Raw genomic sequence first — 18,848 nt, forward strand, 5'->3', positions numbered from 1 at the left:
GTCCCGGCCCCGTTCGGCTCGGTCAGGCCGTCGGGCCGGGGCTGCTCGCGGCCACGCCCGGCCGTTCGGCCGGTGCCGGGCTGAAGATCCGCACCGCCTTCGGCACCACCTTGAAATGGGCGGGGGTGTAGGTCGACAATTCGCCATCGGTGTTCACGGGGCGCGGCTTCTTGGTCTTCACCACGATCTCAGTGGTGCTGAAGGCCCGCACGTCGGCCGCCTTGCCCTGGGTGCCCTTGCGCAGAGCCGGCAGGAGCATCAGCAGCCGCCACCAATGGGCGACCTCCAGGCTATAGAAGTCGAGCTTGCCGTCGTCGACGGTGGCCGTCTCCTCGACGGTCATGCCGCCGCCGTAGTGACGTCCGTTGCCCACCGAGACCTGGATGGTGCGCACCGTCTCGGTCTGACCGTCATGCTCGATGTAGACGGTGAAGGGCCGCATCCGCCGAAGCACGCGGACCGCCGCGATGCCGTAGCCGAGGGTGCCCCAGGTCTTCTTCGATTCCGCCGTGAGGTCGCCCGCGAGGTCCGCCGAGAAGCCGATGCTGGCGACGTTGAAGTAGTAGTGCCCGTTGACGCAGCCGAGATCGGCCGGGCGTGCCTCCGCGCTGGTGATGAGGCGAGCGGCCTCCACCGGGTCGACGGGCAGGCCGAGGGAGCGGGCGAGATCGTTGGCCGTGCCGAGGGGCAGGATGCCCAGGGGCAATCCCGTCTCGACCAGAGCGGGCGCGGCCGCGTTGAGGGTGCCGTCACCGCCACCGAGGATGACGAGATCGCAACCCTGCGCGTGACGCTTGATGACCGCAGTGCAGTCGGCGTCACCCGGCGGCTCGAAGGGTTCGATCCCTCCGGCGCGGAGGACGTCGCGGACCTCGTCGAGGGAAAAGCTGCCGTTGCGGGCCTTCGGATTGACGAGGAGAAGCGCCTTGCGGGAGGGCGCGCTCATCGGGGGGCTCCGGTCTGGCACGGATCAGGCTGACGATGTGGGAACGGGAAACAACGAGGGACCATGAGGCTCGACACCCTCCGGTGCGTTCGCGCCGCGTCAGCGCAAAAGCATGGAAGGGTCCGACATCACGGTCAACGCCTCGACCGCCAGAGGGGCCCGGACCCGATCCACAAGGTGGGTTCAGGCTTGGCAATGACAAGAGCCCCCCGGCACAAGAGTCGGTGCCACGGCGCCTGGGTCCGTGCGCGACGCATCCCCGCAATCCTCGCACCCGTCCACACTTCCGAACCTGGGCCGAACCGTTGCGTGCGCATTCAGGGAAACTTAGCGGCCGCACCCGACGTTTCATTCCGGTCGATCGGTCCCGCACGCGCTTTTCCGAAACCCCGGCCGCGACCCCGGTGATGATGCCATGCGCCACGGTCCAAGCTCCAACGGAACCGGTCTCGTCCGACTTGGCTTCGCCTCGTCCGTCGCGCTGATGAGCGCGGCTCTGTCCGTAGGAACGGCGCAGGCCCAGACGCGCCCGGGTTGGGTCGACCCGCCGGCTCGACAGGCGGTGCAACCCGGCGCGGACAAGGCCGTCGGTGAGAAGCTGTCGCTCGAGAAATCCGCCTCCGAGAAGCCCGTGACCGAGAAGCCCGTGGCTGAGACGCCTGCGACGGCCAAGGCGCAGGCGGATGGCCCGTCGGCCCAGGACGCGGCGAGCGCCGAGCGGACGCCGATGGCCGCGCACCGGCGGCGCGTGGCAGGATCCGCCGACGGCCGCCGTGCGGCGACCCGCGAGGGACGCGCCGCGCCGGAGCGCCTGCATATCCGCCCGCGCCTGGCCGACACGCCCACCCCGATGGCATCACCGGCGGCGGCCTCGGACGCACGCTTCCCCGAATGGGCCGCCGCCGCGACGCGCCTGACCGACCGGTACCTGGACAACGTCTCGGCCTCCGGGGACGCGATGGTGGTGAACGCGCCGCGATTCTACGCCGAGCGGGTCCGTTTCCACGGCCGCACCCTGTCACTGGCGGCCCTCATCGCCGAGAAGCGCCGCTTCGTCCGGCGCTGGCCCGAGCGTCACTACGAGGCACAGGGCGGAGCGACCCGAACGGCCTGCAACGCGGCGAGCGCGACCTGCATCGTCCACACCACCTTCAATTTCCGCGCCGACAACCCGGGGCGCGGCGTGCGTTCGCAGGGCGTATCCGAACTCACACTGACCATCAGCTTCGCCGGGGAGCGCCCGCTGATCATCGCCGAGTCGAGCCGCGTGCTGCGCCGCTATGGTGCGGGGCCGCAGAGCGCTATAGCGAATGCGCAGCGCGGTGCCTGAGGCCGGCCCGTCGCGATCGGTGCGTCATACCCGGAGTTCTGCGCATCTTGGATGATCGAAATCCACCCTCGCCGGGACTGGGTGAGGCGCGACGGGACGGGGCGGCCTCGGAGCGTGAGGCCTTGCGCCTGCGTATCGCCCGAGCCGTCACGCAGGCAGGCGCCTATCCGGTGGCAGAGCGCACGCTCGCGCTCCTGGCGGAAGCGGCCCTCGCGCCCAGCCCGGAGCCGCCCGGCTACCGCGTGATCGATCGGACGGGCGCACCGCGTCACGTCACCGAGGCGGACGGGGCCCTGGTTCCGATGGATTTGCCGGCCCTCCTCGCGGAACTCCGAGACCGGCACCCCGCCCTGTTCCGGCCGATTCCCGCGCCGGAACCCGAGTCCGCGCCGGAGCCCGTTCCGACGGAGGATTTCCGAATGGCGACGGCGCGGTTCGTCGAGGCGCAGTCGGTTCTCGCACGGTCTCTGGTCACGCGCTCGGCCACCCGAAGCCGTGCCCTCGCCACCTCCCTGTCCAGTCGCTTCGCGACGCTCCGGCGCAGCCGGGTCGCGTCTTCGCCGGCTGAGGCGGTCGCGCCGGGACCCGCGGCCGACCCCGCGGAACCGAGCCGGGCCGGCCTCGTCGCCGGCCGCGTCCGAGAGGGGGCGCAGCGCGTCGGCGGCTATGCCCGCGGTCGCCTCGCCGACAGCGCCTCGCGTCTCGGCGAAGTCGCCCGCGACCGCAACGTGATGCGCGATGCCCTATCCCGGCGCGCCCTCCCGATCGGACTCGGCGCCGCTGCGCTCGTGGCCCTCCTCGCCGTCTTCGGAGGGCGGACGCCGCAGGAGACCGCTTCGCCCGATACGGGGGGACCGGCTCAATCCCCGCCGCAGGCCTCGTCCACAGCGGCGCCGCCGAGCGCGCCCGACATGAGTCCCGCTCTGCCGGAGGAAACGCCTCCGAAACCGGCCTCGGCCAACGAGATCCGTGGTCCGGTGGAGGTCATCGATACCGCGACCCTGCGGGTCGGCGGCAAGCTCGTGCGCCTCTTCGGGGTGGAGTGGGTGCGCGGCGGACAGGCTGACGAACTCACCCGCTACCTGGCCGGCCGTACCGTGACCTGCCAGCCGGTGGCCGGCAGCGAGGCCCGCCTGTGCGCGGTGGACGGGCGCGACCTCTCCGAGGTGGTGCTGTTCAACGGCGGCGGCCGCGCCTCACCCGAGGCGACGCCTGACCTCGTGGCCGCCGAAGACCATGCCCGTGCCGAGCGCCTTGGAGTTTGGGGACGCTGACACCCTGACCTTGGTCGCCTCCGCGCCCAGGACGCACCCGACACCCTTGCGTCGCACGATCCGGCCGGTCTCAATGCCGGCGGGATCGTCGGGGGAACGGGGCATGGATTTCTCTGTGGGCGTGAGCGTCGCGGCGGTGGTGCTCGTGGCGCTCGTCGTCGTGACCCTCGGGATCGGCATCAACATCGTCCCGCAGGGGCACGTCTACACCGTGGAGCGGTTCGGCAAGTACCACCGCAGCCTGGAATCCGGCCTCGGCCTCATCGCCCCCTACGTCGAGCGAATCGGCCGGCGGGTGAACGTGATGGAGCAGGTCATCGACGTGCCGAGCCAAGAGGCCTTCACCCGCGACAATGCCGGGGTGCGGATCGATGCCGTGGTGTTCTACCAGGTGCTCGATGCAGCCCGAGCCTCCTACGAGGTCTCCAACCTCGAGGTCGCGATGATGACTCTGACGATGACCAACATCCGCACGGTGGTCGGCTCCATGGATCTCGACCAACTCCTGTCCCACCGCGACGAAATCAACGAGCGCCTGCTGCGGGTGATGGATGTCGCCGCCTCACCCTGGGGCGTGAAGATGACCCGCATCGAGATCAAGGACATCGTGCCGCCCGCCGACCTCGCCGGCGCGATGGCGCGGCAGATGAAGGCCGAGCGCGAGAAGCGCGCCTCTGTGCTGGAGGCGGAGGGGCACCGGCAAGCCGAGATCCTGCGTGCGGAGGGGCGCAAGCAATCGGCGATCCTGGAGGCGGAAGGGCGCAAGGAGGCGGCCTTTCGCGATGCGGAGGCGCGGGAGCGCGGAGCGGAGGCCGAGGCGCGGGCGACCCAGCTCGTCAGCGAGGCCATCGCCAAGGGCGACCTCGCGGCAGCGAATTTCCTCGTGGCCGAGAAGTATGTCGAGGCGGTCAAGGCCATCGCCACCGCGCCGAACCAGCGCGTGGTGGTGGTACCGATCGAGGCGGCGGCCCTCGCGGGCACCCTGGGCGGCATCGCCGAGATCACCCGCAGCGTCTTTGGCGAGGGGGCTCCTGCCCGGAAGAGCGCGGGCCTGCCTCCGAATGTCGGCGGTTCGGCGCGATGATCGCGTCGTTCGTCGACGCGATCGGCCCGGCCTGGACCTGGATCCTGGTCGGCCTCGTGCTGATGGGAACCGAACTCGTTGCCTCGGGAGTGTTCCTGCTCTGGCTCGGTCTCGCAGCCGTGGTCACGGGGCTGCAAAGTCTCCTCGTGCCGATGCCCTGGCAGGGACAGCTGCTGCTGTTCGCCGTCCTGTCGGTGGCCTTCGCGGTGGTCGCGAGCCGCCGGACCAAGAACGGTCCGAGCGCCCTGAACCAGGGCGCCCAGGGCCTCGTCGGGCGGGACTATTCCCTCGTGGCACCGATCGTCGCCGGCGAGGGTCGGATTCGCGTCAACGACACCCTCTGGCGCGTCACCGGCCCGGATGCGCCGATGGGCGCCCGGGTGCGGGTGACGGGGGTGGAAGGCACGCTGCTCACGGTCGTGCCGGTTTAGGCACCGGCACCCCCTCGGGGATCGCGCCCCTGGCCTCCACGAATCGGCACGCGATTGAGACGGGGAACCACTTCTCCTAGAAGCAGCGCTGTCGTCTTGCCGGCGCCGCGTCGCGCCCCTGTGATGGGAGTTCTCATGAGCAGCTTGAAGTTCGGGACGAGCGGTCTGCGTGGGCTGGTCACCGACCTGGTGGGCTGGCCGAGCTACGCCTATGCGAGGGCCTTCTTCCACTCCGTCGCCGAGACGACCGGCACCGGTCGCACCGTCGTGATCGGGCGAGACCTGCGCGACAGCAGCCCCGGCATCGCCGCCACGGTGGCGGCCGCCGCCACGGGCGCCGGCTTCACGGCCATCGATTGCGGCGCGCTGCCGACGCCGGCCCTGGCTCTGGAAGCGCTTCGGCGCGGCGTCTGTGCCGTGATGGTCACCGGCAGCCACATTCCGGAGGACCGGAACGGTCTGAAATTCTACCGGCCCGACGGTGAGATCACCAAGACCGATGAGGCTGCGATCCTGGCGGCCCTCGGCGACGTCTCCACGGAGGGCGCCATGGCGGCGGCCGATTCCGCTGCGCCGGAGCCCGGCGCGACGGACCGTTACCGTCAGCGCTATTGCGGATCGTTCCCGTCCGACATCTTGGCCGGCCTCAGGATCGCGGTCTACCAGCAGAGTTCCGTGGCGCGCGACCTGCTCGTGGAACTGCTGACGGCGTTGGGCGCGGACGTGACCTCGATCGGGCGCGCGGACCGCTTCGTTCCCATCGACACGGAGGCCCATCGCCCTGAGGACATCGCCTTCATCCGCGATGCCACGGCGTCGGGCGATTTCGACGCCCTGGTGACGACGGATGGCGACGCGGACCGGCCACTGGTTGCGGATGCTGCCGGACGAATCCTGCGGGGGGATGTTCTCGGGCTGATCACGGCGCGGTATCTCGGCGTCGATACCGTCGTCGTGCCGGTCACGGCGGGCTCGGCCATCGAGCATGCGGGCGGGTTCCGGCAGGTGCTGCGCACCAGGGTCGGCTCGCCCTACGTCATCGCCGGCATGGCCCAGGCGGAGACGGAGGGCGCCGACGCCGTTGTCGGCTTTGAGGCGAATGGTGGCTTCCTGCTCGGTTCGGACGTGACCCTCGATGGCCGAACCCTGCCCGCGCTGCCGACCCGCGATGCGATGCTGCCGATTCTGGCGACCCTGGCCGCGGCGCGCAAAGCCGGACTGTCGCTCGCGGACCTCGTCGCATCCCTCTCCGTGGGCGAGACCGCCAGCGACCGCCTGCCCAATACGCCGGCCGAGAAGAGCGGCGCCTTCCTGCGGCAACTCGGCGAGGAGACGTATCGGCGGGATTTCGTTCGGCCGATCGGTGAGCCGCGCGCCATCGACGAGCAGGATGGCGTGAGGATGGAGCTTGATGGCGGACGCACCATCCACTTCCGCGCCTCCGGCAACGCGCCCGAACTGCGCTGCTACGCCGAGGCGGGAACGGCCGGAGAGGCGGAGGACCTGGTCCGCTGGGGATTGGCGGCCGCGGCGGCCGCGATGACGATGGGCGCGCCGGGCTCGGGCTCGGGCTCCGCGCCGCACGGATCGGCGTTCGGCCCCTGAACTTGAGGAGCCGCCGGCGTAACCCGGCGGCCTCGGCGCGCCGGGGCCGTGAGGCTCGACCTCATCCGAACGCGCCCACCTCGTGCTGGATCATGCCCGAGATCTCGCGCACCCGCTGGAAGCTGCGCCGGATCGGCTCGAACAGCGTCTTGTGCTCGGCCTCGTAGGTACCGACGTCGCGCGGGCCCGCCGGTTCGCCGAAGTTCAGGCCGAGGGTCGGATCCGGGGTGATCGGGAAGATGTCCTCCAGCAGCGTGAGGCAGCCGTCGATGTCGAGGCGCAGGAAGCGCTCGATCAGCGCTTCGCGGCTCACGCCCGATTGCGGTCGGAAACCCGGAATGTGCACGGCCAGGAACCAGATCCGGTGGATCAGCGCGAGGCGGATCGCGTGCAGCAGGGTCAGGCGGGCCGACATCCGGCCGAGGTCGGGAGCGGCGACCTGCAGGTTGAGCCAGTCGCAGGTGAGGCGGCCGAAGAGGTGGCGCAGGTCGGGGGCGAGCCGCAGCCGGTCGAGGGCGTTGGCGATCACCACGAGTTCCTCGCGCCGGCCGTCGCGCTGGGTGCGCCGGGCCCGCTCCAGCCACACCGCCGGGTCGAGCGTGTCGATATACGCGCGCAGCACGTCGAGGTCGGAGACGCTGGCCGCGTGCTGCACGAGTCGGAAGGCCCGGGAGAAGCGTACGGAATCCCGGCGCATGTCACGGAACAGGTCCGGGGTCCGGCCGGCCGCCCGGCCGACGCCGTGCAGGGAATTGGCCAGGAAGCCGAGCTGCTGCAGGATCGCGTTGTTGGGAATCGCCCGCATCTGTCGCGGATGGGTGATCATGGTCGGGCCGCCGCCATCGGTCTGGCGGGCGACGGGCCGGGAGCCCGTGCGGTCGAGGAGGCTCGGACCGAAGGTCCCCAGCAGGGCGGCGTAGCCGGGATCGTCCACCAGCGCCTCCATGTCCTGGCGTACCACGGTGAAGAACTCGGCGGCGAAATCCGGCTCGGCGTAGATCGGGTCGTCGGTCTCGTCGGCCCCGTTGGCGGGATCGGAGAGGACATAGTCGGCGAAGCTGTCGTCGTCGTCGGTGTCGAAGGCGAAGACGTGCTCGGCGATGCGCTCCACCGTGGCCTCGGCCAGGGGCAGGGTGCCGAACATCAGGTAGCCGTCCGAGCCCTGGAAGCTCGATTCGAGGCGTACCCGGATCCCGGCATTCCGGTTGCGCCGACGCGAATCCTCCGGGGCGAGATAGGCGAGGCGGTCGCGCAGGGAGCTGGGATGCGCGCCCCGGCCGATGGATTCGCCGTGGGTGTCGAAGATCGCGAGTTCCACGCCCGTGAGATCGTTCTGCACCATCAGCTCGGTGATGCGCAGGCGCAGGCGCTCGATCCAGAAGCTCGCCGCGAGCTGGCCGACATAGCGCCCGGAATCGGAATAGCCGAACTGTACCGTCAGTCGGCCGATGCGCTTGAGATATTGCCGCCAATGCGGGTTGCGGAGTGCATCGTCGAGGACCCGGATGCCCTGTTCGAGGGCGCTGGCCGTCTCGAACAGCGGCGTGATCTCGACCCTGTCGGCGATGCCGTAGTGCCGCGCCAGCCAGAGGGCGGCCAGCAGCGTGTAGCCGGTCTCGGTCTCGGCGATCAGGAAGCGGACCGGGTGGGTGCCGTCCACGTGCTTGAGGATCTGGGTGATCGTCATCATCAGCCGGGCGGCCGAGGCCCGCTCGGCGGCGAGCGCGCCGAAATCCACGTCCACCGCCTGCACGTCGTTGAGCAGCGCGTGGATGGTGGCGAGGTGCGAACGGCGCTGGGCGGCGTCCGTGGGTTCACCTTCGAGATCGGTGACGCGCCGCACCGCGTTGTGGATCTGGCTGGCGTTCAGCCGGAAATGCGGCAGGGCGTTCGAGAGACCGTGGGTGGCGATGCCGGACCGCAGCAGGGCGATGCTGCGCTGGTCGGCCTCGGATTCGGCCGCCCCGAGGGCGCCCGCGAGTCCGGCCAGGATCGCGCTGGCATCGGTCTGGGCCCGTTCGCGCTCGATGATCAGGGCGAGGGCGAAGCGATGCACCGCCTCCAGGGACGGCTTGGTTCCGAGCCGGGGCGCGACGGCGAGCTGGCGGTTCACGGCGGCGAGGGCGTTCCCCGTGAGGTCGCGCACCACCTGGGTCGCGGGCACCTGGGGGAGGTGGCGCATGACCCGATCGAGCTGCATCCGCTTGGATTCGAGGCGATAGCGCAGGGTGTCCCACCAGCCGATATCGGTGCGCCCGTCGGTGTCGCACCCGACCCAGCTCGCGATCGCGAAGGGTTTCGGGACGAGCTCCGTCCAGCGGTCGGGCCAGCGCGCCCGGGCCGCATCGAGGAGCATGGCGTTGAAGCCGTCGACGGCGGTGCGACCGTGATTGGCCGCGATGCAGGCCTGCTCGAACTCGTCGTCGAGGCTGATGTTCGGGTCGGGCCGGGTCGAGAGGGCGGCCGCGCGTGCGAGCAGCGGCGCGCGGGCGGCGCCCTCGGCCTGGCTCGCCGCCTGGGCGATCAGGGCGGCGACGGCGCGCGGCATCCCGAAGGTCGGATGGGCGGTGAAGACCACGGCGAAGCCCGTGCGGCCCACGAGGTCCCGGAAGGTCTCGAAATCGCCCTGGCGCGCGGGGACCGCCGCCACGAGACGGGCGGCCATCCGGCTGTCGGGCGCCGACACCGCGTCCCGGTCCAGCCCCACATAGGCGCGCAGGCGCTCGGCGCGGGACGCCAGGGACTGGGATCGCAGCCGGGGAAACAGGTCGTCCAGGTCGTCCTCGCCGATCTCGCCCCGGTCGAAGCGCCGGGTGATGGCGAGCGTGACCGCGAGCACGGGATTGCGGAACGGATCCTCCGCCGCCTGCTCGCGGGATTCCTCGATCAGCCGCAGGAGGTCGCGCTCCAGGCTCTCCGCCCCCTGCGGATCAGGGCCGGGGTCGTGGGCGGCATCGGCCGGATTGAGGTCATGCATGCGCATCGATCGACCTTGAGGTTCGGGAGCGGGCTAGGGCGTCATACGGCATGCGGACGCCGCCGATGCGTCGGAACTGCGCGAAATCCCCGGCCATCGACACGGAAAGAGGGCCATCCCCGGGGTCGCATGGTCCATCCCTGCGCAGTCCCTGTCTGCACGGCTCATGCCTGACCGCCCCGGAACCGGGGATATCGAGCCGGGGTCGAGCCGTTTCTTCTGACATCGTCGCCCGACGACGCAAGGACCGTTCCGGCGTGGGGCGGCGGTCCGCGAACGTGCCGGGAGAGGATGCAACGCGGCGCGTCCTGGGCTAACGCTGGACCCGGCATGGAAACACTCCTGATCCTGGGGGCCCTGGGCGTCCTCCTGTTCTCCGGCTTCCTCGTGGCCCTTCAGCTCAGAAGGGGGCGTCGGCCCGAACTGCGCATGGCGCGCGAGGAAGACCTCGTGGACGAGGCCGATGGCGAGGATCTGCTGATCCGCAGCCTCGAGCCGCTGCGCCCCAGTCCCATCGATCGCAGCGCGACCGTTCTGGACATCGAGCCGGAGCGGCCGCTCGGGGTTTCGGACGAGGACCCGGCCCGTAAGTTGCCGTCGCCGCCCCGTCCAGACCCGCATCGAGAACGAGAGCTTCGCTGATGGTGTGCTCCCGCACGCGCCGGTGGCCGACCCTCCAGCCCGCGGCCTTCCTGTCGCTGGCCTCCCTGTCCCTGGTTGCCCTGATCGTGGCGGGAGCGGCCCAGGCTCAGGTGTCCGAGCCGGCTCCCGAAACCGAGCGGCCGGCCGCGGCGCCGACCCCGCGCCGGCTTGCCCCGAAGCCCAAACCCAAGCCCTCGCCCAAACCTGCGGTGAAACCGGCGGCCGAGGCCCCCGCGACCACCCCCACCGACCCGGCGCCCGCGCCCGTCGCCGCTCCCGCGCCGATGCCAGCGGCCAACCTGCCCGGCCTGACCGTGCAGTGCGAGGCCCGGGCGGCGGTCTACGAGGGACAGAAGGACTTTGTGGTCTGGGTGACCCGCACGGGGGCCGTCGTCGTCGAGAATCCGCTGCGCCCGCTCACGCCGGAGACGACCCGGGTCCTGGAGGTCGTTATCGCCGGCAAGGCCGCCACGGCATACGGCCCCGACCTGTTCGCCCTGCGGCGCGGCGGCAGCCCGGCGGCCCTCGGGGCGCTGCTCGGCGCCCCGGTCCGCTGGGATGCCGTGCCGGCGCCCCTGCCCGACACGCTCAACATCGTCTCCGACACAGGAAAGAGTCTGGCGCAGCTCGGGTTTCGGGAATGCGGGGAGGCTCCAGCCGTGACGCGTGCGCCGGTGGCCGCCGGGAACGAGGCGGCCAAGCCGAGCAAGACCCCGGTCAAGAAGGTCCGGCCGAAGGTGGCCAAGGAGTCGGGGAGCGGATCGTCCGGCGCCAAGGCCCCCCCCGGCCTCAGCCTGCCGCAGGGTGCCATCGAGTGACGCCATCTGCAGGAGTTCGCCCATGAGTGCCGGATCCCAGGGACCGACCGCCGCCGAGGTGATCGCCCGCCTCGGCCTCGCGCCGCACCCGGAGGGCGGGCATTACCGCGAGACCTTCCGGGATCCCCGCACCGTCGAGGGGCGCTCGGTGGGCAGCGCGATCTACTACCTCCTCGATCTCGGTGAGGTCTCAGAATGGCACCGGGTGGATGCGGCCGAGATCTGGCACTGGCACGCGGGCGCCCCCCTCGTCCTGACGGTGAGCCCCAACGGTCACGATGCCAGCGCGGCCTATCTCGGCCCCGACCTCGCGCGGGTTCAGCAGCCGCAGATCGTCGTCCCGGCCGGCCACTGGCAGACCGCCACCAGCCTCGGGGCCTGGACGCTGGTGGGCTGCACGGTCTCACCGGCCTTCGAATTCGCGGGCTTCGAGATGGCGCCGCCGGACTGGCGCCCGATGCCCAGGTCGTGAGGTTCAGGTCCTGTTGCGGAGGCGCTCGCGCGTCCCGGCCCGGGAGGCCCGCACCGCCACCCCGGCGCCGAGGACGATGAGGAGGCAGGCGAACGCTAGGGCCGGGCTCGGCTCGGCATAGCCGGCGAGCACCAGGGTCAGGGTCGACAGGATCGGGGCGGCGTAGGCCGCGACCCCGAGAAGGCGCAGGTCGCCCCGCTTCACCCCAATGTCCCAGAGATAGAACGCGGCGCCTACCGGCCCCAGGCCGAGGGCGACGACCGCCCCCCACTGCACCGTGCCCGCCGGCCACAGCGTCGTCTCGAAGGCGCGATGGCAGGCGAAGCTAAGAGCCGCTGTGGCGAGGCAGAAGCCCGCCACCGCATCGGTCGGCACCGCCCCGACCCGGGACGAGAGCACGGAATAGCCCGACCAGACGAAGGCGGCCGCCAGGGCCGCGAGATAGCCGGGCAGGGCTCCGGCGGCGAAGTCGATCCCGCCGCGGCCGGCGAACAGCACCATGACGCCGGCGAGTCCGAGGGCGGCCCCGCCGAGATGGCCGGCGTGCAGGCCCGCCGCCCCGGGAAGCCGGGCCGACAGCAGCACGATCAGGAGGGGCCAAAGATAATTGAGCAGGCCCGCCTCCGCCGGTGGGGCGAGGCGCAGGGCGGCGAAGTACAGGGCGTGGTATCCGAACAGGCCGCCGACGCCGAGGAGCCAGACCGGCCAGGGCTGGCGCAGGGTTCGGAGCCCCTCGCGCCTCAGGGTCCAGCTCGCGCAGCCCACCAGGCCGCCCACCGCGAAGGTCATGGCGGCGAGCTGGAACGGCGGTATCGCGCCGGACAATGCGGTCAGCAGCGCGAGTTGCGACCACAGCAGGATCGCGCCGAAACCGAGGAGGGTCGGGGTGGGCATGGCAGGACCGAAGCGGATGGCAGGGGGCTCCTGTCCCATGGAGACCCGCCGGATGGCAACCGGGGACGATCCCGGATCCGACACGAGGCGCACCGACGCGCGGACCAGGGGCGATCCGGACCGTACCGCGGCGCGACGCACCCGATGGCGAGGCACTAGCGCGCATGATCTCACAACTGGGGGATGTTTTCCCTTGCGGACGGTTGTTTCCGGGCGTTTCTACCCTCGTCGCCCCAGACCCGGAGTCTTCAGGATGCGTCGGTCCCGTTCGTCCACTGCTACGCTGTTCGCCTCAACCCTGCTCGTCCTCGGTGCCAGTCCCGGCCGGGCGGATCCGACCCCGCCCGCGCCCGATCCGACCCTGAAGAGCGAGGGGCCGACCCAACCGGCCAAGGTCGGTGACGGAAGTTACGTCGACAAGGACGGCACGCCGACCTACCACGTGACCCACGGCGGCAAGATGGTCGATTGGCCGGCCATGTCCAGTTACGTGCGCTACAATGCCAACTGCATCGTCTGCCACGGCCCCGACGGGGCCGGTTTGACCTATGCGCCATCGCTGGTCGAGGCCCTGAAGCGCGACGATTACGCGACCTTCGTAGGGATCGTCGCGGGCGGCAAGAAGGACGTCAATTCCGCGCAGCAGCTGGTGATGCCGGCCTTCGGCGACAACCGGAACGTGATATGCTACATCGACGACATCTACGTCTACCTGCGGGCGCGGGCAGACGGCGTCATCGGTCGCGGCCGGCCGGCCGAGCACGAACCGAAATCCGAGTCGTTCAAGAAGCGCGAGGACGCCTGCAAGGGCTGAAGCGCATCCTCGGATGGAGCGGTATGGTATCCCCCGAGAGGGACCCAATCCCGCCGCAGCGGGGGCGACGCGCGCCGCCCTCGCTGGTTCTAGAGATCAGGCGATGTACTGGGCGCCGTTGATCGTCAGGGTCGAGCCGGTGATGAAGCCGGAATCGTCGGCGGCGAGATACTCAACCGCGCGGGCGATCTCCTCGGCTTCACCGAGGCGACCCACCGGGATCGTCGAGATGATCTTGTTGCGCACCTCCTCCGGCACCGCCATGACCATGTCGGTGGCGATGTAGCCCGGCGCGATCACGTTGACGGTGATGCCCTTCGAGGCGCTCTCCTGGGCCAGGGCCTTGGCGAAGCCGATCACGCCGGCCTTGGCGGCCGAGTAGTTGGTCTGGCCGACCTGGCCCTTCTGGCCGTTGATCGACGAGATCAGGATGATGCGGCCGAAGCCCCGGTTGCGCATGCCCTCGATCACCGGCCGGGTGACCGTGAAGGCGGAGTCGAGGTTGGTCTTGATGACCGCCTGCCACTTCTCGAAGGTCATCTTGTGGAACAGGCCGTCACGGGTGATGCCGGCATTGTTGACCAGGATGTCGACCGGGCCGACCTCGGCCTCGACCGCCTTGATGCCGGCCTCGCAGGCCGCGTAGTCGCCGACGTCGAACTTGAAGACCGGGATGCCGGTCTCGTCCTTGAAGGCATTGGCCGCCTCGTCGTTGCCACCGTAATTGGCCGCGACCTTGTAGCCCTTGGCCTTCAGGCCCTTCGCGATGGCGGCGCCGATGCCGCGGGTGCCGCCGGTGACGAGGGCGACGCGTTCCTGAGCCATGGTTTCCTCCGAGATCTGGTTTCTTGTGATTGTCTTTGACCGGTCGCGCTTTAGCGGAGGGTCCACGTCGGGCGCGACCGATTTAAATTTGCGGCGCCGTCAAGAATTCATGCGGCGCCCCTCAAGGCTCGGGCTCAGACGCGCTCGACGCAGAGGGCGACGCCCATGCCGCCGCCGATGCACAGGGTGGCGAGGCCGCGCTTGGCGTCACGGCGCTTCAGCTCGTGCAGGAGGGTGACGAGGACGCGGGCGCCCGAGGCCCCGATCGGGTGGCCGATGGCGATGGCGCCGCCATTGACGTTCACCTTGTCGGTGTCCCAGCCCATGTCCTTGTTCACGGCGAGCGCCTGGGCGGCGAAGGCCTCGTTGGCCTCGATCAGGTCGAGGTCGGAAGCCTTCCAGCCTGCCTTGTCCAGGGCCTTGCGCGAGGCCGGGATCGGGCCGGTGCCCATCACCTTGGGGTCGACGCCGGCCGTGGCCCAGGAGACGATCCGGGCCAGGGGCTTGATGCCCCGGCGCTCGGCCTCGGAAGCCGACATCAGCACGATGGCGGCCGCGCCGTCGTTGAGGCCGGAGGCGTTGGCGGCGGTGACGGTGCCGTCCTTGGCGAAGGCGGGCTTGAGCTTGGCCATGGCCTCGACGGTGGCACCGTCGCGGATGTACTCGTCGGTATCGACCACGACGTCGCCCTTGCGGCCCGGCACGGTGACGGCGGCGATCTCCTCCTTGAAGCGGCCCTCCTTGCGGGCGGCCTCGGCCTTGTTCTGCGAGGCGGTGGCGAACTGGTCCTGCTGCTCGCGGGTCAGCTGGAAGGCCTGCGCCACGTTCTCGGCCGTCTGGCCCATGTGGTAGCCGTTGAAGGCGTCCCAGAGGCCGTCCTTGATCATGGTGTCGACGAGCTTGACGTCGCCCATCTTCTGGCCGCCGCGCAGGTACTGCGCGTGGGGGGAGAGCGACATCGATTCCTGGCCGCCGGCCACGATCACGGTGGCGTCGCCGTTGGCAATCTGCTGCATGCCGATGGCGACCGTGCGCAGGCCCGAGCCGCAGACCTGATTGACGCCCCAGGCGGTGGCCTTCTCGGGGATGCCAGCCTTGATGGCGGCTTGGCGGGCGGGGTTCTGGCCGGCGCCGGCGGTGAGGACCTGGCCGAAGATCACCTCGTCCACGTCGTCGGCCGGGACGCCGGCGCGCTCGAGGGCGGCCTTGATCGCCACGGCGCCGAGATCGTGCGCGGGGACGGTGTTGAATACGCCGCCGAACGAACCCACCGCGGTGCGCGCCGCACCGACGATGACGATATCTTCTGCTGCCATGGTGACGTTCTCCTCATTCCGGCGGGCGCTCCCTTGACGCTCTGAATGCAATCGAGCGTGGGCGCCTTTGTGCCGTTCCCTCGGATGAAAGCCGTCGACCCTGCGAAGTCAAGGCATCCGAAGGTTGTTTGCGGCCCCGCCCGTGACAGGACGCTCTCCCTTGCGTGGTATTCCGCGGGATGGGCGATAAATTGCTGTTTTCGTCGGCACGGGAACGTCTTAAGGTGCACTTGTGCGGCGCGGGATCGAGCAGCGGTCCTTGGCGCCGCGGTAAGAAGATCGCGCGGCTACGAACGCGCCGGGAGAGGCCCCCAGAAATGGCGGATAACGGTAAGTCCACCCACACCGTCATCAAGAAATACGCCAACCGGCGCCTCTATCACACCGGGACGTCGACCTACGTCACCCTCGAGGACTTGGCGACGATGGTGCAGAACGGCGAGGACTTCCTCGTCTACGACGCGCGCTCGGGCGACGACATCACCCGGTCGGTGCTGACGCAGATCATCTTCGAGCAGGAGAACAAGGCCGGCGAGGACAACCTGCTGCCGGTGGCTTTCCTGCGCCAGCTGATCCGCTTCTACGGTGACAGCATGCGCACCATGGTTCCGAGCTTCCTGGAATTCTCGATGGCGAACTTCGCCCGGGACCAGGAGGGCCTGCGCGAGAAGATGACGCAGAGCTTCGCGCCCACCGCGTTCCAGAGTGCGATGGAGGAGCAGGTCCGGGCGAACATGAGCTTCTTCGGCGACGCAATGAAGATGTTCACCACCTTCGGCACCGGCCCGCTCTCCGGCATGGGGGCGCATCCCTCCTCGGCGGGCAAGTCCGCCGGCGTTCCCGCCCCGGTCCAGCACGGCCCGGCCGGAAGCGACCTCGACGACCTCAAGCGCCAGATGGCCGAGATGCAGTCCCGCCTTGAGGACCTGGCCAAGAAGTAGGCCCGCGGCGTCGGTGGAAATCTCCCGTGTGCGGGAATCGCCCGAGACCCTCAACGGGTAACCTTGCTGCGCGAGAGGCGCCGGATCAAAGGTTGACGAACCGTTAACGCGGGCCAATTCTGTTCCCACGGGCCATCCGGGCGCGGGGAGCGGGGGCATGGAGCGTGCCGAGACGGAGCGGGACGACCCGGGAGGCGCACTGCCTGAAGCGGTTCCCCTCGCGCGCCATGACCTCGTGGTCATTTCCGGCGGCGGGGCGTCCGGGTTTCGGCCGGTTCCGGCCCGTCCCCTGTCCGGCTTCCTGGCCCAGCTCATCGTCAGCACCGAGCCAACCCTGCGGCCGTCCCGCATCGAGCGCACGCGCTCGGCCGCGGCGCGCTACGCCGAGGCTGCGCGCCGCGCCTGACGGACGCTGACATCACCCTCGGATGGTGGCGATCGGCCAACGAAAAAAGCCGGGCCCCTGCGGGGCCTCGGCTCGGAATCTCGGGCGTGCGGTGCCGTCCGGGGCGGCCGTACGGCGCCCCCGCGAGGACTCAGGCCTCGGTCGACTTCACCTTGAGGACCTGGCGGCCCCGGTACATGCCGGTCTTGAGATCGATGTGATGGGGACGACGCAGCTCGCCCGAATCCTTGTCGGTGACGTAGGTCGGGGCCTTGAGGGCGTCGGCGGAGCGGCGCATGCCGCGACGCGAGGGGGAGGTCTTTCGCTTCGGAACGGCCATCGGAAGAGTCCTGCTACGGCAAAAAAGGCACCGTGGGCGCGACTTCCAGGGGAAGGCCGCCTCGGTACCGTGGTCAAACGGAGATTCGCTGGCGGCTCTATAACGCCACCCGCAGGTTCTGGCTAGAGCGTCCCGCGAAGGAGGTTCGAAGAGGCGGGGCCGACAGGTCCGGCGCGGATCGGACCTCGGCGCGGCAAGGATCCCCGGCCCTCGCCGTGCCGGCCAGGATCCCGCCCTGGACCCGCGGAGGATTCGCTCCCCGCCGCACGGCATCAATCCCGGCGCGGAGACGCGCGAGGACTTTAATCTGCGGTTCAAGTTGGAACTTCTACTCAGGGGACAGGCTCGCCGCCGCATTACGCGGAGGGCGATGCTTTCGGGAGACATCCATGTCCTCATCCCTGCTGCGTACCCTCGCCGTTCTGACCTGCATCGCCGCCGGCCCCGCCCTGGCCCAGGCGCCGAGCCCGGCCGCCCCCACGCCCTCGACGGCTCCCAAGACCGTGGCGCCGACCGCGCCCGCGGCGCCCAAGGCGCCGACGGTCGAGCCGGCCGCGAAGACGGCCCTGGTCGACATCAACAGCGCCACCGCCGCCGAGCTCGACGCCCTGCCGGGCATCGGTGCTGCCCGCGCCGCCGCGATCATCAGGGGGCGCCCCTATCGAGGGAAGGACGAGCTTCTGTCCAAGAAGATCATCCCGCAGAACGCCTATGACGGCATCAAGGACAAGGTCATCGCCAAGCAGAAATAAGGCTGTGCCAGCAGACGTCAGGCCTGACGCGGCGCGCGGGGTGTCCCTGCGCGCCGCGCGGTCTGCCACCCTTGCGGGGGTCCGGGCCGGGTGATAGGCGCCGGGGATCACACGAGAAACGCCGTTCGTGGCCCGTCGTCGATCCCAGCGCGAAAACTCCCCGTCCATGCCGCCGCCCCCCGCCATCCGCCTGCATCGCGGCGACCTGCCCGCCGATTACGTCGCCGGCCCGGCCATCGCCATCGACACCGAGACCCTCGGGCTCAACCCGCATCGCGACCGCCTCTGCGTCGTGCAGATCTCGCGTGGCGACGGCGCTGCCGACGTGGTCCAGATCATCCCTGGCGGACCGGCTCCCGAGACGCTGATGCGCGTGCTGGCCGATCCGGCCACCCTAAAGATCTTCCACTTCGCGCGCTTCGACCTCGCGGTGCTGTTCCAGGGCCTCGGGGTCATGCCGGCGCCGGTCTACTGCACCAAGGTGGCCTCGAAGCTGGCTCGCACCTACACCGACCGGCACGGGCTGAAGGACGTGGTCCGGGAACTCGTGGGCATCGACCTTTCCAAGCAGCAGCAATCCTCGGATTGGGGCGCCGATACCCTGAGCCAGGCCCAGGTCGATTACGCCGCCTCCGATGTGCTCTACCTGCATGCCGCGCGCGCGCGGCTCGACGCGATGCTGGAGCGGGAGGGCCGCACGGATCTCGCGCGGAACTGCTTCGACTTCCTGCCGACCCGCGCCCGGCTCGACCTCGCCGGCTGGCCGGACACCGACATCTTCGCGCATGCCTAGGGGCGGCCTCCCTCGCAGGGCCCCCGTCACGCCAGCCTTCCTGTCCCCAGCCTCCGTGCGCCGTCGCACATCCCCGCGCCCGCGCCTGCGCCATTCCGCCCTCGGGTGAACCGGAGGCTTGATGCTTTCTCAAGCTTCCCGTCATAACTTCGCCACTGCCCCCGGCCATCCGGCGGTCGACCCAGCCGTGGCGCGCTCCTCGCGTGCGC

19 protein-coding genes are annotated in these 18,848 nt (G+C 70.3%); 13 read left to right on the plus strand and 6 right to left on the minus strand.

From position 1 onward, the window contains the following. Positions 1-22 precede the first annotated feature (22 nt). Positions 23-946, minus strand: coding sequence for a lipid kinase (locus ASG51_RS16400; RefSeq protein ID WP_056352011.1), 924 nt, complete (start codon positions 944-946; stop codon positions 23-25). 415 nt (positions 947-1,361) lie between these two features. Between ASG51_RS16400 and ASG51_RS16405 the strand changes: the two genes are divergently transcribed. The 5 genes from ASG51_RS16405 to ASG51_RS16425 all read left to right on the plus strand — a co-directional run bounded on the left by ASG51_RS16405 (position 1,362) and on the right by ASG51_RS16425 (position 6,670). Further along, a complete protein-coding gene (locus tag ASG51_RS16405; protein ID WP_056381892.1) occupies positions 1,362-2,276 on the plus strand; it encodes a hypothetical protein in 915 nt (304 codons plus the stop codon). Positions 2,277-2,398: 122 nt separating this feature from the next. Further along, entirely contained in the window at positions 2,399-3,550 is a 1,152-nt protein-coding gene (locus ASG51_RS16410; RefSeq protein WP_056381894.1) for a hypothetical protein, read from the plus strand. A 103-nt stretch (positions 3,551-3,653) separates the two neighbouring features. Then, positions 3,654-4,634 carry an SPFH domain-containing protein gene (locus ASG51_RS16415; RefSeq protein WP_056381897.1) on the plus strand — a complete coding sequence of 327 codons (981 nt, stop codon included), beginning with the start codon at positions 3,654-3,656 and terminating at the stop codon, positions 4,632-4,634. After that, entirely contained in the window at positions 4,631-5,065 is a 435-nt protein-coding gene (locus ASG51_RS16420) for an NfeD family protein (RefSeq protein WP_056381899.1), read from the plus strand. Before ASG51_RS16415 ends, ASG51_RS16420 begins: the two co-directional genes overlap by 4 nt. 135 nt (positions 5,066-5,200) lie before the next feature. Beyond that, positions 5,201-6,670, plus strand: a complete 1,470-nt coding sequence (locus ASG51_RS16425) for a phosphomannomutase (RefSeq protein ID WP_082514046.1) — start codon at positions 5,201-5,203, stop codon at positions 6,668-6,670. A 61-nt stretch (positions 6,671-6,731) separates the two neighbouring features. On the opposite strand, the gene ASG51_RS16430 is transcribed toward ASG51_RS16425, so the two are convergent. Further along, complete coding sequence (locus ASG51_RS16430; protein ID WP_082514047.1) at positions 6,732-9,653, minus strand: phosphoenolpyruvate carboxylase; 2,922 nt, start codon at positions 9,651-9,653, stop codon at positions 6,732-6,734. A gap of 324 nt (positions 9,654-9,977) precedes the next feature. Between ASG51_RS16430 and ASG51_RS16435 the strand changes: the two genes are divergently transcribed. Genes ASG51_RS16435 through ASG51_RS16445 form a run of 3 tightly spaced genes read left to right on the plus strand, consistent with a single transcriptional unit; the run spans position 9,978 to position 11,579 of the window. Beyond that, on the plus strand, positions 9,978-10,289 hold the full coding sequence (locus tag ASG51_RS16435) for a hypothetical protein (RefSeq protein ID WP_056276148.1): 312 nt from the start codon (positions 9,978-9,980) through the stop codon (positions 10,287-10,289). After that, on the plus strand, positions 10,289-11,107 hold the full coding sequence (locus ASG51_RS25380; RefSeq protein ID WP_156389750.1) for a hypothetical protein: 819 nt from the start codon (positions 10,289-10,291) through the stop codon (positions 11,105-11,107). The genes ASG51_RS16435 and ASG51_RS25380 overlap by 1 nt, the downstream gene beginning before the upstream one ends. A gap of 22 nt (positions 11,108-11,129) precedes the next feature. Beyond that, positions 11,130-11,579, plus strand: coding sequence for a cupin domain-containing protein (locus ASG51_RS16445; RefSeq protein ID WP_056381901.1), 450 nt, complete (start codon positions 11,130-11,132; stop codon positions 11,577-11,579). Between the two features lie 3 nt (positions 11,580-11,582). Here the strand turns inward: ASG51_RS16445 and ASG51_RS16450 are convergent, their stop codons facing one another. Next, a complete protein-coding gene (locus ASG51_RS16450) occupies positions 11,583-12,473 on the minus strand; it encodes an EamA family transporter (RefSeq protein WP_056381902.1) in 891 nt (296 codons plus the stop codon). A gap of 253 nt (positions 12,474-12,726) precedes the next feature. Here ASG51_RS16450 and ASG51_RS16455 point away from each other — a divergent pair, with 253 nt between their 5' ends. Further along, positions 12,727-13,287 (plus strand): c-type cytochrome, methanol metabolism-related, encoded by a 561-nt coding sequence (locus tag ASG51_RS16455; RefSeq protein WP_056381904.1) that lies wholly within the window; start codon positions 12,727-12,729, stop codon positions 13,285-13,287. Between the two features lie 96 nt (positions 13,288-13,383). Here ASG51_RS16455 and phbB read toward each other — a convergent pair whose 3' ends face one another. Then, positions 13,384-14,112 (minus strand): acetoacetyl-CoA reductase, encoded by a 729-nt coding sequence (phbB, locus tag ASG51_RS16460; protein WP_056211631.1) that lies wholly within the window; start codon positions 14,110-14,112, stop codon positions 13,384-13,386. A 134-nt stretch (positions 14,113-14,246) separates the two neighbouring features. Then, positions 14,247-15,428: an acetyl-CoA C-acetyltransferase gene (locus ASG51_RS16465; protein ID WP_056276136.1), complete on the minus strand. Its 1,182-nt coding sequence runs from the start codon at positions 15,426-15,428 to the stop codon at positions 14,247-14,249. Positions 15,429-15,745: 317 nt separating this feature from the next. Between ASG51_RS16465 and phaR the strand changes: the two genes are divergently transcribed. Beyond that, positions 15,746-16,369, plus strand: a complete 624-nt coding sequence (gene phaR / locus ASG51_RS16470; RefSeq protein ID WP_056211634.1) for a polyhydroxyalkanoate synthesis repressor PhaR — start codon at positions 15,746-15,748, stop codon at positions 16,367-16,369. Positions 16,370-16,526: 157 nt separating this feature from the next. Beyond that, positions 16,527-16,775 (plus strand): hypothetical protein, encoded by a 249-nt coding sequence (locus ASG51_RS16475; protein WP_056381906.1) that lies wholly within the window; start codon positions 16,527-16,529, stop codon positions 16,773-16,775. Positions 16,776-16,905: 130 nt separating this feature from the next. Here ASG51_RS16475 and rpmF read toward each other — a convergent pair whose 3' ends face one another. Continuing rightward, positions 16,906-17,094 carry a 50S ribosomal protein L32 gene (gene rpmF / locus ASG51_RS16480; RefSeq protein ID WP_055946842.1) on the minus strand — a complete coding sequence of 63 codons (189 nt, stop codon included), beginning with the start codon at positions 17,092-17,094 and terminating at the stop codon, positions 16,906-16,908. Positions 17,095-17,483: 389 nt separating this feature from the next. Here rpmF and ASG51_RS16485 point away from each other — a divergent pair, with 389 nt between their 5' ends. Beyond that, the gene (locus ASG51_RS16485) at positions 17,484-17,846 is read left to right on the plus strand and encodes a helix-hairpin-helix domain-containing protein (RefSeq protein WP_056381908.1); all 363 of its coding nucleotides are present in this window, start codon (positions 17,484-17,486) and stop codon (positions 17,844-17,846) included. A 166-nt stretch (positions 17,847-18,012) separates the two neighbouring features. Beyond that, the gene (locus tag ASG51_RS16490; protein ID WP_056276125.1) at positions 18,013-18,639 is read left to right on the plus strand and encodes a ribonuclease D; all 627 of its coding nucleotides are present in this window, start codon (positions 18,013-18,015) and stop codon (positions 18,637-18,639) included. The last annotated feature ends 209 nt before the right edge of the window (positions 18,640-18,848 follow it).

Source organism: Methylobacterium sp. Leaf465 (assembly GCF_001424705.1).
GTDB lineage: Bacteria > Pseudomonadota > Alphaproteobacteria > Rhizobiales > Beijerinckiaceae > Methylobacterium.